Genomic DNA, 14235 nt, shown 5'->3' with positions numbered 1-14235 from the left:
ATTAGACATCTCCAAAATATAATTTCAAACCCTTACCCTATCTAGCTCAAAACCTAATTTCTGGAGATGTCTATTGAATGAAGAAAACATGCTTGAAAGAGGTTATGGTTGCCGCTCTTATTTTTGCCAGTGGATTAAATGGCTGTAGTTCATCATTGAGTATCAACCCAACTCTCCCCACTGAAACAGTGCCGCCTTCAAATATTTCTCAAAACTCAAATCCCGGTGAATTTACGAAGTTGGAGGAATCGGTACATCAAGAGATTAATCGATATCGCCAATCCCATAATTTGCCAACCTTAACCCTAGACACGGCTATCAGCAAAGAGGCAAGACTTCACAGTGAGGCGATGGCAACAGGAAAAGTTCCCTTTAGCCATCAAGGATTTGAAACCCGAATTAAAGCTATTTCCCAAAAGATTCCCTATCGCAGTGCAGCAGAAAATGTCGCCTATAACCAAGGTTACACCAATCCAGTTCAACAGGCAGTTGAGGGATGGATCAAAAGTAAAGGTCATCGTGAGAATATGGAAGGAGACTTCAATATGACTGGTATTGGTATTAGTAAAAATGCCAAAGGCGAGTATTATTTTACCCAAGTTTTCATCAAACGTCGTTAGTTATTCGTTGTTTGTTATTGGTTATTAGTTGTTTGCGATCAGCTATTTATCGCAGCCAATAACAAACAAAAAGAGGCTTAATCCCATTGCCATTAAGCCCATTACCAACAACTAACAACCAACAACCAACAACTAACAACCAACAACTAACAACCAACAACCAATGACAAACCCATTGCTGGAGAAAGAATTGACAGATTTCCAAGTTTGCGATCGCGATCTTCCCGACGCTATCTGTCGAGAGTATCAAAAAGCCGAAGCCATTGCGGTAGATACGGAAACTATGGGACTTATCTACCAACGGGATCGCTTATGTTTGGTGCAGTTGTGCGATCCCCAAGGGCGAGTTACAGTAGTTCGGATTGAGAAAAGACAAGTAGAGGCTCCTAATCTCAAACGGTTACTCGAAGATCCCAACGTACTAAAAGTATTCCACTTTGCCCGCTTTGATTTAGCAATGCTGCGAGAAAATATTAACATCAAAGTAGCACCAATATTTTGCACAAAAATTGCCAGCAAACTTGCCCGCACCTATAGTAGTCGCCACGGACTAAAGGAATTAGTTCTAGAATTAGAACAAGTAGAACTAGATAAAGGTGCCCAAAGTTCAGATTGGGGCAATGCCACAAATCTTTCCAACGAGCAATTGCGTTATGCCGCTAATGATGTGCGCTATCTACTAAGTCTACGACACAAATTGATTAGTATATTGCAACGAGAAGATCGTTGGGAATTAGCTCAAGAGTGTTTTAAAGCATTACCTGTTATGGTGGATTTGGATTTGCTCCACTATAAGGATATCTTTGAACATTAATTAATGGGGAATGGGGAGTAGGGAGTGGGGAGTAGGGAGTAGGGAGTAGGGAATGGTGACATAAAGACATTTAGCCTATTCCCTTTTGCCTTTGCCCTGTTTTTTCAATTTTGGCTTGAGTAGGCTGTCGATAAAACTGTTAGAATCGAGAACTACTACAATTTTGATAAATTAACTCTTCACAAATCTTCCCAGCCATGACTGCTCAACTTGTTGTCGAAAAGAAAAAGTTAGAAAATCCACCCCTACAGATTTATCATCTGGGCGATCGCGTCCTCCGTCAACCTGCCAAGCGGGTTGCCAAAGTAGATCAAACCATCCGGCAGTTAGCATATCAAATGCTACAAACCATGTACAGTGCCGATGGTATCGGTTTGGCAGCGCCCCAGGTAGGAGTTCATAAGCAAATTATAGTGATCGACTGCGAACCAGAAAAGCCAGAATATCCACCACTGATTTTAATCAATCCCACCATCAAGCGGTTTGGTGCAGCTTTGTGCGATGCTCAAGAAGGGTGTTTGAGTATTCCCAATGTGTACTTAGATGTTAAACGCCCAGAAGAAGTAGAAATTTCCTACAAAGACGAAAATGGACACCCAAAAACAATCAAAGCCACAGGATTATTATCTCGCGCCATTCAGCACGAAATGGATCATCTAAATGGGGTAATGTTTGTAGACAGGGTACAAAATAGTTTAGCCTTAACAGAGGAACTGCAAAAACACGGCTTCTCCACCCAATCAGTCAAACCTATCGAGCGATCCTGGTAAGATATTATATCGATAATTAATTCCTAATTCACTCTAAATCACTAAACTCCAATTCCCAAACCAATGACACCAAAAAGTGGTCTACTTTTAATGGGTTCCTGTATTACAGCCATCGCTGCTGTAGGTTCAATCTTTGAACTATCATCGGGAACTCCCGGATTAGGAACAACCGTCACAGGAATTATCCTGACGGCTAGTATCCCCTTAACAGGATTATTTTTCTACGCCGCCGTGCGCGATACTAGAGCAAATCAATAGAGTTGTTTGTTATTGGTTGTTGGTTATTGGTTATTTTTATTCCTTATTCAACCAACAACTAACAACTAACAACTAACAACCAACAACCAACAAATAATGACTAATGACTAGTCAAAATTACCGTGGATTTATCCGACCCATATCTATTAAAAATACAGCTATAACCCTACCTGCTTATCCCCTATCTGATGAGCGAGAGGTAGTAATTGGACGAGATCCTAGCTGTGACATTCCCTTAGATCCCAATCAGTATTTAATGGTATCGCGGCATCATGCAAAATTCCATCCTTTTTACCTACCAGAAAATGGTTTACTCAGGTGGGAAATTTGTGACTTAGGTAGCATCAATGGCACATACATCAATGGTAAATCCTTACATGGGTGTCATAAATTGCAAGCAGGCGATTGTATTGAACTGGGTCAAGATGGTCCTCAATTTATCTTTGAATATCAACTAACTACTCCCTTATTATCGCCCCCACACCATCATAATCATACCTCTTCAGGACACTCAAAACCAGATTATGTCACATTCACTCAACTATTTCCCCTCGCGTCAACGGGACGAGATTTAACTCAAAAAGCATTTTTTGTTCCCGCAATTGTCACAGTAATTTTTGTAGTATTACTGTTTGCCGCTGTTGGTCAAGCGATGGCGTTTAACCTCCTAATTGCCACCTACTTAACAGGCGCTATATCTTACTTTATCTATCAACTGTGTGGCAAGTCTAAACCTTGGTGGGTATTAGCAGGTTGTGCCGGATTTACTATTCTAATTTTAGTTAGTCCGCTCTTGCCGCTATTTATTATTATTTTTCGTGATATTTTACCTGGAAAATTGCCTACGGAAGGCGAAAATATTAGCTTTCTTACTCTCCTAATCCGGATGTTTTTTGGAGCAGGGCTTATGGAAGAATTACTTAAGTCATTGCCTATTTTATTGGTCTATTTTATCGGGAGACTTTTACAATCTCCATGGCGAGAAAAGGTGGGAATTTGGGAACCTTTAGATGGAATTTTATTAGGAACAGCATCCGCAGTTGGTTTTACTTTATTGGAAACATTAGGTCAATATGTACCCAATATTATCGATATGGGAACCTTGCCCACAGGTGAAGGCTCCGGGCAATTATTAGGATTACAGTTATTAATTCCTAGGATTCTGGGTTCAGTAGCTGGACATATTGCTTATAGTGGTTATTTGGGCTATTTCATTGGATTAAGTGTCCTTAAACCCCGGAAGGCTTGGCAGATTATCACCATTGGCTATATCTGTGCGGCTTCTCTCCATGCTCTCTGGAATGCGATGGGATTTGTTAGTGTGGTATTATTGATAATTATTGGAATTTTATCCTATGCCTTTTTAGCTGCAGCAATTTTGAAAGCAAGGGCACTTTCACCAACGCGATCGCAAAATTTCGCCACTCGCTTTTTTGGTGATTAATTTTTTTAGATCATTTCCGGTTGCATCAGAATTATTCAACCTCTGACAGAAAAACCTCTGTGTACCTCTGTGTTAACCTCTGCGCCCTCTGTGTTAAAAAAAAAAGATATTATACCAATGCCAAAGGATTTGATCTTACAACCTAGTTCACAATACTAATAATAGTGTGGATGGCGCGTTACGCTACGCTAACGCACCCTACAGATAGAGGCTTTGGGTAAGTCCTATTTTTTCAAATCTCAGCCGCCACACCTACCCCTAAAAATTCCCGCACCTGACTCAGATACACCTCCGGCGCTTCTAACATCGGAAAATGAGCAGTTTGGGGAATCTCTAAGTACTTGACATTTTTACTAAGTTGTGCAGCATTACGCCCTAAATCGGCGGGAATAATCCGATCCTTTTCTCCAGCAACCAATAGCGTTGGTACAGATAGCCGCGCAAACTCTTGAGGCATCACCTCAGCGGCGTACTTACTCACTACCCTCACCATTGTCCCCAATGCCGCCTCATAATCCGCAATTAAGAAATCTTCTAAAAATGCCTTACTTACCGATAACGGTAGGGGACGATGTAAAAATCGTGCCATGAATAGGGCAGGGGCAAAGGGAATGTGTAATAACCAATGGGGACGGAATTTCACCACATAACTGCCAAATTTATGAAATGCCCCAAAAGCTTTCTCATCGTATTTAAAAATACCGCTACAAGTCAAAATTGCCCTTTCCACTCGCTCAGGATAGCGATTCAGAAAGATTGTCGCTGCTGATGCTCCCATGGAGTGAGCTTTAATATAGACGCGATTCAGTGCCAAGGCATCTAATAATACTGCCAAATCATCGGCATAATCTTCCATTTCATAGGCACTATCTCCTGTTATTTGAGGTAAACGCGATCGCCCAAAACCTCGCATATCGTAAAGTAAGCAATCAAATTCATCGGACAAGGCTTGGGCGGTACTTTCCCAGTAACGAGCGGAACCACCCCAGCCATGAACAAAAACTATTATGGGTTTTTCTTTAAAGGGTTGTGATTCTTTTATCCATTCGTAGTAATGAGCGACACCCCTAACTTGAATGTAAGGCATTCTTTTGTTGTTTGTTGTTTGTTGTTTGTTGTTTGTTGTTTGTTATTTGTTATTTGTTATTTGTTGTTTGTTATTTGTTATTTGTTATAGCAACCGCCAAGGCGGTTAAGACACTCTGAATTGCTGAAGCCCTTAATTCTATTCCCTTTTTCCCCTAGCCCCTAGCAAGAAAGCCCCTAGTGCCTAGCTATATTTGTTTGTTATTTTTCTTGACTACCAACAACCAACAACCAACAACCAACAACCAACAACTAACAACCAACAATCACTAAGCTGATTCTGGCTTGGGTAGAGAAGAGGGATGGAGTAAAAGTTCAGCAGTAGAGCGCTTCTCAACCATTTCCCGTGTAATCGTACAGCGAGTAACATCTTTCCGCGATGGTAACTCGTACATCACTTCCAACATTAATTCTTCCACAATACTCCGCAGCGCTCTGGCACCAGTTTTCCGGCGGTAGGCTTCTTGGGCGATCGCGCGAACAGCATCGGCTCTAAAATCTAACTGTACCGAGTCCATCTTCAGGAGTTTCTGATACTGCTTGACCAAAGCACTGCGAGGCTGAGTTAAAATAGCCATTAGTGCTTCTTCATCCAACGGATCGACTACCGCAGTAACGGGAACCCGCCCGATGAATTCAGGAATCATCCCGAACTTCACCAAATCATCTGGCTCTAAATGGCGCAACAAATCGGCTGCCCGTTTTTCCCGTGATTGTCCTTCTCCAGGCTGAATAAAGCCCATGGAGCGTTTACCAATCCGCTGTTCAATTACCTTATCGAGACCAACAAATGCGCCACCACAAATAAATAGAATATTGCTGGTATCAATTTGAATGCAGTCTTGATATGGATGCTTCCGTCCACCTTGAGGAGGTACATTAGCAATTGTCCCCTCTAACATTTTCAGTAAAGCTTGTTGAACACCTTCACCAGATACATCTCTGGTAATAGAGGGGTTTTCGCTCTTACGAGCAATCTTGTCAATTTCATCAATGTAGATAATCCCCCGCTGTGCTTCCTCTACATCTAAATCGGCAACTTGTAGAAGTCTTAGTAAAATATTCTCAACATCTTCCCCAACATAGCCAGCTTCAGTAAGGGTTGTAGCATCAGCAACGGCAAAGGGGACATCTAAAACACTAGCTAAGGTTTGGGCTAAGAGAGTTTTGCCGCAACCTGTCGGACCTACCAGAAGAATATTAGACTTTTGCAGCTCAACTGGATCTTCTCCCGCAGGCTTAGTACTTCCTTTACCCTGAACAAAACTTAAGCGTTTATAGTGGTTATAAACTGCAACTGAAAGTACTTTTTTGGCTTCATCCTGACCAATAACATGTTCGTCTAGATGCTTTTTCAGTTCTCTAGGTTTGGGCATCTGATTTAAAGATAAACCCCCAGTACGAGTACGACGTTTCTGAGGGGTTTCAGGACGAGTTACTTGGGGAGGAGCAGGGGCGCTGGAGTCAAGCAACTCCTCATCTAAAATTTCGTTACAAAGATCGACACATTCATCACATATATAGACTCCTGGTCCTGCGATTAATTTGCGCACCTGTTCTTGAGATTTACCACAAAACGAACATTTTAGATGGGAGTCGTATTTAGACATAAAGCGCCTCTTACTTAATAGGAGTGACAGTGGCTTGACGGGAAAGGGGGAGCCGCGAAATGACTCGATCGATCAAACCGTAATCTTTCGCTTCTGCTGCCGACATGAAAAAGTCCCGTTCGGTATCAGTCGCTATTTTTTCTAATGACTGACCCGTATGATATGCTAACAGCTCGTTAAGCTGACGTTTGTGATATAGAATTTCTTTAGCTTGAATTTCAATATCAACTGCCTGTCCTTGAGCGCCCCCAAGAGGCTGGCTAATCATCAGTCGAGCATTCGGCAAGCACATTCGCTTTCCTGGAGCGCCTCCTGCCAGCAGAAATACGCCAATATCAGTTGCCGCACCAAAACAAATGGTAGCAACATCTGGACGAATTTGCTGCATGGTGTCGTAGATTGCCATTCCAGAAATCACACCACCTAGTCCGAGAATTGGACCACCAGGGGAGTGGATATAAAGCTGAATGTCCTTGGTTTGGTCTTCTGCTTCCAAATAAAGCAACTGAGCCATAATCGAGTCAGCGACTGCATCGTTGATTCGAGTTCCTAGGAAAATAATACGATCTCGCAGAAGGCGGGAGTAGATATCAAACGCCCTCTCTCCAATCCCAGACTGTTCTACCACCATCGGCACTATATTGCTCGGACTAGTAGAGTAAATTTCTGGGACAGTCCAACTTGTGGGCGATTGATTGGGGAACTGGGATTGTCGCATAAAGATTAGTTACCAGACGATCGTTAACAACGGGGGTGTTTTTAGCACTGAGGGCGATTTTCTCTTTTGATAACTTAGCTTAACTAGAATTATGCCGTTGATTAACCTCCCCGGATCGAAGACTAGCCTCGCTCACACGAATAAAATATAGTGAGAGTACTTTTGGGCTGGATATCTTAGGGGAGTGATAGATAGATGGATCTATCTATCATCTGGCTGGAAAGCCTCCGCGATAGTCGGTACTCCGATTTAACGGTGGGCAGTTTACTCAATCGGCTGAACTTAGATTTCAACTTTCCTTACCTCGATCGCTCTCCTCTTGATTGCTGTGTAATTAGCTTTCTGTTTCTGGCGTTACCGACGAGACTTCCGGCTCTATTTCTAGCTCTGGGTTCTCACCTTGAGCTTCCGCTTCCTCATTTTCCTCTGTTTCTGGGGTTGTCAAAGAACCTTTAGGAACTAGTTCAATGGTAGCGTGTTCTTCGAGCCATTGCAGAGCTTTCCCTTCTAGCAAGTCAGTTTTGACGAACTCTAACAACCGCTCGGGATCTACATCTTGCCCTGCAAATTGCTCCATCAATTCTTTAGCTTTTGCTTGAATTTCCTCTTTTTCAAGCGTTAGGGATTGCTGCTTGACAATTTCTTTGAGGGTGAGGGTTTGCTTGAGCCGTTTCATGGCATCGGGGCGCGATCGCTCTCGCATTTGCGGTACCATTTCTGGGGTCAAGATCTTTCTGACATCCATACCGTAGCTTTCCATCTGCATCACAGTCTGGGTGAGAATTGTCTGGACTTCCCGTTCAATCATGGTTTCTGGCAAGTCAATTTCTACTTGTTCTAGCAAAGCTTCTAATACAGCTTGCTGCTTACTTTGAGTTGTTTCTTTCTCTGCTGCTTCGGCAAATTGCTTTGTCAATGACTCCCGCAACTCAGCAAGGGTTTCCATTTCGCTAATCTCTTCAGCGAATTCGTCATCTAACTCTGGTAACTCTTTTTCTTTGATTTCTTTGAGGGTGATGGTAAACATCGCTGGCTTACCTGCTAGATCCTCTTGCGGATAATCAGCAGGAAACTCTACGGGGACTTCTTTGGTTTCCCCTGGATTCATCCCGACAATGCCTTCGACAATACTGGCGATAAAGCGACCTTCTTCTAGCTCTATTTGAAAGTCATTCCCCTCACCAACTGAAGTTTCGACTGATTCTTCTCCTTGGGCGACCAATATTCCCGTATAATCTACTATCGCCACATCTCCCATCTGTGCCGGACGGGATTCCACGGGAATCAGTGTTGCTTGCTTAACGCGACGTTCTTCTAAAAACTTATCTACCGCATCCGGATCTGGTTGGGTTTCTTCAGCTTTCACACTAATTGTGCTATAATCTCCCAACTGAACTTCAGGGGGAACATCTACTGAAGCTGACATGGTGAGGGGTTCCCCTGGTTTAAACTGACTGACTAATTCCTCAAAGGAGGAAATTAACGTGTAGTTTCCCAGAGGCTCAATGTTTTCTTGTGCGATCGCATCCTTAATGCTATTGTTCACCAACTCTTCCACAGCCGATTCTTTGATCCGTTGCGAACCCAAGCGCTGTAATAATATCTGACGTGGCACTTTCCCTTTGCGAAACCCAGGAATATTAGCAGAACGGGTCAGATTTTGCACGACCTGTTCGTATACTTTTTGGGTCGTTTCAGCGGGGATTTCAACTTTCAGACCGATCTGACTCTTGGGGAGCTTTTCCTGAGTGACTTTCATTGACGCTTTTTTGTGAAGACAACTGAATAGAGCTTTTTTTGGTTGCGGGATAGATAATAATTCAACAGATTTCCTATAATAGGGTTTTAGTCGAGCTTAATCCCGATCCCTTATGGTATGCTAGTTGTGCCCCTATTAAACATAACCACTAGTTCTTCTTCCTTAAATCAGATGGGAGAGAGACACTCAATTGGTATGGTGGGGTTGACCTGACCTATATGATGATAGTACATCCAGGAGCCTGTTAGCGAGACGCGGCACACTATCTAAGCAGGTAGAGAGAATAAAAGGGAGGGTGGATAATCTCCATCAAAGTCCTGTAACCCTTAGCCACAAGGCAGATTGTTGAGCATGGTACAAGTTATCAGATTAAACTAAATTTTCACTTCCTAGGGTGGGAGCGCGTCCCGTAATAGATTAAGTTCGCTTCTCTAAATATTAATGGCTTTCAGGGGCTGGGTTGATCCGCGATCAAAACTATACTTTTGTTAAGTAAATTGGAGGAAATTCGTTTGAAGAGTCAAGTGCGCGTGGCTATCTTGGGTGCAACAGGCGCAGTCGGGACAGAGTTACTAGAATTACTAGAGAGTAGAAACTTCCCTATTGCCGAGCTTAAGTTATTGGCTTCATCTCGTTCCGCTGGACGTACCCTCCCCTTCCGAGGCGAACAATTACCAGTGGCAGCAGTAGGAGAGGATTCATTTAAAAATATTGATCTAGTTTTGGCATCTGCTGGCGGCACTACCTCAAAAGCTTGGGCAGCCACAGCGGTTGAGAGTGGCGCAGTGGTAATTGATAACTCCAGCGCCTTTCGGATGAACCCCCAAGTGCCCTTAGTCATTCCCGAAGTGAATCCTGAAGCAGCAGCAACTCATCAGGGAATTATTGCCAACCCCAACTGCACGACAATTTTAATGGCAATGGCAGTATGGCCTCTCCATCAAGTCCAACCCGTAAAACGTATTATCGCTGCCACCTATCAATCCGCTAGTGGTGCAGGATTCCAAGCAATGGAGGAACTTAAACTCCAAGCACAAGCAATTTTAAATGGCGACACCCCACCCACCGAAATTTTTCCCTATCCCTTAGCCTTTAATCTATTCCCCCACAATTCAGCCCTAAACGAGGAAGGGTACTGTGAGGAAGAGATGAAAATGGTCAACGAAACCCGCAAGATTTTTAACGCCCCAGAGATGAAAATCAGCGCCACCTGTGTAAGGGTTCCTGTACTACGCGCCCACTCAGAAGCGATTAATCTAGAATTTAGCGAACCATTCCCAGTGGCAAAGGCAAGAGAAATTCTATCCAATGCCCCTGGTGTTCGACTGGTAGAAGATTGGCAGGCAAATTACTTCCCCATGCCAATTGACGCAACAGGCAAGGATGAAGTACTAGTAGGACGGATTCGCCAAGATCTTTCCCACCCATCTGGGTTGGAACTATGGTTATGTGGCGACCAAATCCGCAAAGGAGCAGCATTAAATGCAGTACAAATAGCTGAGTTGGTTGTTGGTTGTTAGTTATTGGTTGTTAGTTATTGGTTAGTTATTATTGGCTATTTAAAATACAAAGAACAAAGAACAAAGAACAAATAATAAAGAACAAACAATAAAGGAGGAAAGAAAAAAGAGTGGTAAATTTTGGGAGTGTACTAACGGCAATGATTACGCCGTTCAACTCAGATGGTAGTGTAAATTATGAAGTTACCGAAAGATTAGCAGCTCACTTAGCTGACAACGGTACGGATACAGTGGTAGTATGTGGTACAACAGGAGAATCTCCGGCATTAACATGGGAAGAGGAGTATAATTTATTTCAGGTAGTGCAGCAAGCTGTAGCAGGGAAAGCCAAGGTGATAGCGGGAACAGGATCAAATTCCACAACCGAAGCGATCGCAGCCACGCAAAAAGCAGCTACACTAGGATTGGATGGCTCATTACAAGTTGTCCCCTATTACAACAAACCACCCCAAGCAGGACTATATAGACATTTTCAGGCGATCGCACAATCAAACCCCGATCTGCCGATAATGCTCTACAATGTGCCGAGTCGCACTAGTCAAAACCTGGAACCGGAAACAGTAGCTCGTTTAGCGGAAATTCCCAATATCGTAGCCATTAAAGAAGCTAGCGGTAACTTTGAACAGGTAAGCCAACTGCGACGGATTACGCCACCAGAGTTTGCTATCTATTCTGGCGATGACTCCTTCACCCTAGCAATTATGGCATTGGGAGGCGCGGGCGTAGTCAGTGTTGCATCTCATCTTGTCGGTAATGAACTTCAACAAATGATCCAAGCCTGCCAATCTGAGAAAACGACACTAGCTAGAGAAATTCACCTCAAACTTTTTCCCCTATTTAAAGTATTGTTTTGTACCACAAATCCGATTCCGGTAAAAGCTGCACTCAAGCTACAAGGGTGGGATGTAGGCTCACCGCGTTCGCCCCTGTGCGATATCCCACCTGAATTAGAAGAAGAATTAAAGTCGGTTCTCCTAGACTTGTCTCTACTTTGAAGAAGTACGGATATTACTACCTTTAAACATTTCAGCGATAAAGGTATTAGAATTTAATCTATCTATGTATGAATGAATCGTGATAGTGAGATGCCCAGAGACGAGATCGCAGTTAAACATAGCGACGAAACCCATACCACTTAGCTTTTTTATTGCCACAGGAGGATAGCTAAGTCTGGTATTATAAAAACATTGAACAAGCCTAAATGATGTAAAATCGCAAATCTCAAATATACTAATCAATGGGAGAGAAAATATGATATAAATGGTAAGAACGAAAATAAAATAAAAGATAGGATTTTCAGCCATCACCATGTGAAAGATCCTGACTCCATAAAGAGTGTTGGCGATAATGCCTCTTGAATAGGAGGGCGATTGTAGATATTTTTTATCAAGCTACCGCCCTGTAATTAAAATATTTAGTTGGCGATCCCATTTAGATTATTTAGTTGCCAGAGATTTCCATAGATAAAAAGCTGTTCATCAGTAAATATTTAGCATATAAAAAGCTAAATCATGTCCTTTTTTAGTTTGTAACCGATGTTAAACCAACTACCTCAAAGGAGGCAAATGACTAACCAAAAATCCAAACCTACCCTAAAAATTATTCCCCTAGGTGGACTCCATGAAATTGGCAAAAATACCTGTATTTTTGAATATAACGACGAGATAATTCTCCTAGATGCCGGACTTGCCTTCCCCAACGATGAAATGCACGGGATTAACATAGTCCTGCCAGATATGACCTATCTGCGGGAAAATCGGCACAAAATTAAAGGTATGATCGTTACCCACGGTCACGAAGACCACATCGGTGGACTTCCCTATCACCTCAAACAATTCGACATTCCCGTAATTTATGGTCCCCGACTAGCAATGCTGCTACTCCAAGGGAAACTCGAAGAAGCAGGTGTCGCCGATCGCACAGTATTACATTCAGTGATGCCCCGTCAAATGGTGCGGATTGGTTCTCACTTTATGGTGGAATACATTCGTAACACTCACTCCATCGCCGACAGCTTCACCGTCGCCATTCACACCCCCATTGGCGTGCTAATCCATACCGGAGACTTTAAAGTAGACCATACTCCAGTAGATGGAGAATTCTTCGATTTCCAAAGACTAGCAGAACATGGAGAAAAAGGTGTCCTCTGCCTCCTGAGCGATTCTACCAATGCAGAAGTTCCCGGGCACACCCCCTCAGAACGTTCAGTATATCCCAATCTCGATCGCGTTTTCAGTCAAGCAGCGGGACGAATCCTAGTAACAACCTTTGCCTCCTCTGTCCACCGACTCCAAATTATTCTGGAATTAGCCCAAAAACAAAACAGAATTGTATCAGTAGTTGGCCGTTCGATGCTCAACGTCATCGCCCACGCACGCAATCTCGGCTATATTAAGTGTCCAGATAATTTATTTGAGCCGTTGCACGCTGCCAACCACTTACCACCAGAAAAAGTCCTCATTCTCACTACAGGCTCCCAAGGGGAACCCATGGCGGCAATGACGCGGATTGCGAACGGGGAACACCGCCAACTGAGAATCAGAAAAGGTGACACAGTAGTATTCTCTGCTAATCCTATTCCAGGAAATACGATCGCGGTTGTCAATACAATTGATAAATTAATGATACTGGGCGCTAATGTTATTTACGGAAGGGATAAGGGTATCCACGTTTCCGGACATGGGGCACAAGAAGATCAGAAACTGATGCTATCATTGACCCGACCGAAATTCTTCATGCCAGTTCATGGGGAACACCGGATGTTAGTCCAACATGCCAAAATGTCCCACGCTATGGGTATTCCCCCGGAAAATACCGTTGTTACCAATAATGGGGATATTGTGGAATTGACAGAAGATGGTATTTCAATTGTCGGGAAAGTGCCTTCTGGTATTGAACTAGTCGATAATAGTGGTGTGGTACATCACGAGGTAATGAAACAGCGGCAGCAAATGGCAGATGATGGGGTGATTACTGTTGCAGCTGCAGTAAGTGCCGAGGGCAAATTGCTGGCTAAACCAGAACTTCATCTGCGGGGTGTGGTTTCCACTGTGGAGAAATCTCTGCTACATCAGTTGGTGATTAAAACTATTGAACGGATATTACGGGAACGTTGGACTGATTTTGCTAAGTCTTTTGACAGAGAACAAACTGAGATTGACTGGGTGGGTTTACAAGTCCAAATTGAGGCAGATTTAGAACGTTTAACCCGACGGGAATTGCGCAGTCGCCCTATGGTAGTTTTCTTACTCCAAAATCCAGGGGAAACAGCGGTTAAATCAGTTGAAGCTGTTAAATCAGTGGAACCACCTGTTAAATCAGTACAACCTGTTAAGTCAGTGGAAGCACCTGTTAAATCAGTGGAACCTGTTAAGTCAGTACAACCTGTTGGCCGCCGCCGCACGCGGACTACTGCTAAAGCAGCTTCTTAGTAATTTGTCAAGCTGGTTTTAATCTGTTTGTAGTGAGCGCTTGAGCGCTCAAGCGCTTACTACAAACGGCTAGGGAAGAAAGCTGTAAAATCAAGGGTTTGAGGAATTTAGGTTGAAACTGATAACTTGCAGCAGTTTCAATAAGCATGGGCGATTGGAAATCGCGGCTAGACAAACCAAGTCTGCCTGCGCAGACTAATTAATA

General features: G+C 43.2%; 12 protein-coding genes. 8 read left to right on the top strand and 4 right to left on the bottom strand.

Annotated features, from left to right (window positions below; translation table 11 throughout):
- The first annotated feature begins 77 nt into the window (after nt 1-77).
- The 5 genes from NJ959_RS15440 (at nt 78) to NJ959_RS15420 (ending at nt 3906) form a co-directional block, all read left to right on the top strand.
- Nucleotides 78-620: a CAP domain-containing protein gene (locus NJ959_RS15440; RefSeq protein ID WP_254012628.1), complete on the top strand. Its 543-nt coding sequence runs from the start codon at nt 78-80 to the stop codon at nt 618-620.
- Between the two features lie 163 nt (nt 621-783).
- A complete protein-coding gene (locus tag NJ959_RS15435) occupies nt 784-1434 on the top strand; it encodes a ribonuclease H-like domain-containing protein (RefSeq protein ID WP_254012627.1) in 651 nt (216 codons plus the stop codon).
- Between the two features lie 197 nt (nt 1435-1631).
- Nucleotides 1632-2204 carry a peptide deformylase gene (def, locus tag NJ959_RS15430; RefSeq protein WP_254012626.1) on the top strand — a complete coding sequence of 191 codons (573 nt, stop codon included), beginning with the start codon at nt 1632-1634 and terminating at the stop codon, nt 2202-2204.
- Between the two features lie 63 nt (nt 2205-2267).
- Nucleotides 2268-2462 carry a hypothetical protein gene (locus NJ959_RS15425; RefSeq protein WP_254012625.1) on the top strand — a complete coding sequence of 65 codons (195 nt, stop codon included), beginning with the start codon at nt 2268-2270 and terminating at the stop codon, nt 2460-2462.
- A gap of 103 nt (nt 2463-2565) precedes the next feature.
- A complete protein-coding gene (locus NJ959_RS15420) occupies nt 2566-3906 on the top strand; it encodes a PrsW family glutamic-type intramembrane protease (RefSeq protein ID WP_254012624.1) in 1341 nt (446 codons plus the stop codon).
- A 232-nt stretch (nt 3907-4138) separates the two neighbouring features.
- On the opposite strand, the gene NJ959_RS15415 is transcribed toward NJ959_RS15420, so the two are convergent.
- The 4 genes from NJ959_RS15415 to tig form a co-directional block, all read right to left on the bottom strand.
- On the bottom strand, nt 4139-4993 hold the full coding sequence (locus NJ959_RS15415; protein ID WP_254012623.1) for an alpha/beta fold hydrolase: 855 nt from the start codon (nt 4991-4993) through the stop codon (nt 4139-4141).
- 268 nt (nt 4994-5261) lie between these two features.
- Nucleotides 5262-6602 carry an ATP-dependent protease ATP-binding subunit ClpX gene (gene clpX / locus NJ959_RS15410; RefSeq protein WP_254012622.1) on the bottom strand — a complete coding sequence of 447 codons (1341 nt, stop codon included), beginning with the start codon at nt 6600-6602 and terminating at the stop codon, nt 5262-5264.
- Between the two features lie 10 nt (nt 6603-6612).
- Nucleotides 6613-7320, bottom strand: coding sequence for an ATP-dependent Clp endopeptidase proteolytic subunit ClpP (gene clpP / locus NJ959_RS15405; protein WP_256529265.1), 708 nt, complete (start codon nt 7318-7320; stop codon nt 6613-6615).
- 334 nt (nt 7321-7654) lie between these two features.
- Nucleotides 7655-9079 carry a trigger factor gene (gene tig / locus NJ959_RS15400; RefSeq protein ID WP_254012621.1) on the bottom strand — a complete coding sequence of 475 codons (1425 nt, stop codon included), beginning with the start codon at nt 9077-9079 and terminating at the stop codon, nt 7655-7657.
- Between the two features lie 512 nt (nt 9080-9591).
- Here tig and NJ959_RS15395 point away from each other — a divergent pair.
- The 3 genes from NJ959_RS15395 to NJ959_RS15385 all read left to right on the top strand — a co-directional run bounded on the left by NJ959_RS15395 (nt 9592) and on the right by NJ959_RS15385 (nt 14030).
- A complete protein-coding gene (locus NJ959_RS15395) occupies nt 9592-10599 on the top strand; it encodes an aspartate-semialdehyde dehydrogenase (RefSeq protein ID WP_254012620.1) in 1008 nt (335 codons plus the stop codon).
- A gap of 110 nt (nt 10600-10709) precedes the next feature.
- The gene (gene dapA, locus NJ959_RS15390) at nt 10710-11594 is read left to right on the top strand and encodes a 4-hydroxy-tetrahydrodipicolinate synthase (protein ID WP_254012619.1); all 885 of its coding nucleotides are present in this window, start codon (nt 10710-10712) and stop codon (nt 11592-11594) included.
- Nucleotides 11595-12164: 570 nt separating this feature from the next.
- Complete coding sequence (locus NJ959_RS15385) at nt 12165-14030, top strand: ribonuclease J (protein WP_254012618.1); 1866 nt, start codon at nt 12165-12167, stop codon at nt 14028-14030.
- The last annotated feature ends 205 nt before the right edge of the window (nt 14031-14235 follow it).

The organism is Limnofasciculus baicalensis BBK-W-15 (assembly GCF_024178385.1).
Classification (GTDB): Bacteria; Cyanobacteriota; Cyanobacteriia; order Cyanobacteriales; family Coleofasciculaceae; genus Limnofasciculus; species Limnofasciculus baicalensis.
Note: the sequence above shows the minus strand (reverse complement) of the source record. Positions and strands in the feature narration are given on the sequence as shown.

Coding starts and splice junctions, on each gene's coding strand:
- tig (WP_254012621.1), bottom strand. CDS start 9,079: ATGAAAGTCACTCAGGAAAAGCTCCCCAAGAGTCAGATCGGTCTGAAA.
- NJ959_RS15385 (WP_254012618.1), top strand. CDS start 12,165: ATGACTAACCAAAAATCCAAACCTACCCTAAAAATTATTCCCCTAGGT.
- clpP (WP_256529265.1), bottom strand. CDS start 7,320: ATGCGACAATCCCAGTTCCCCAATCAATCGCCCACAAGTTGGACTGTC.
- NJ959_RS15440 (WP_254012628.1), top strand. CDS start 78: ATGAAGAAAACATGCTTGAAAGAGGTTATGGTTGCCGCTCTTATTTTT.
- clpX (WP_254012622.1), bottom strand. CDS start 6,602: ATGTCTAAATACGACTCCCATCTAAAATGTTCGTTTTGTGGTAAATCT.
- NJ959_RS15415 (WP_254012623.1), bottom strand. CDS start 4,993: ATGCCTTACATTCAAGTTAGGGGTGTCGCTCATTACTACGAATGGATA.
- def (WP_254012626.1), top strand. CDS start 1,632: ATGACTGCTCAACTTGTTGTCGAAAAGAAAAAGTTAGAAAATCCACCC.
- NJ959_RS15435 (WP_254012627.1), top strand. CDS start 784: ATGACAAACCCATTGCTGGAGAAAGAATTGACAGATTTCCAAGTTTGC.
- NJ959_RS15420 (WP_254012624.1), top strand. CDS start 2,566: ATGACTAGTCAAAATTACCGTGGATTTATCCGACCCATATCTATTAAA.
- NJ959_RS15425 (WP_254012625.1), top strand. CDS start 2,268: ATGACACCAAAAAGTGGTCTACTTTTAATGGGTTCCTGTATTACAGCC.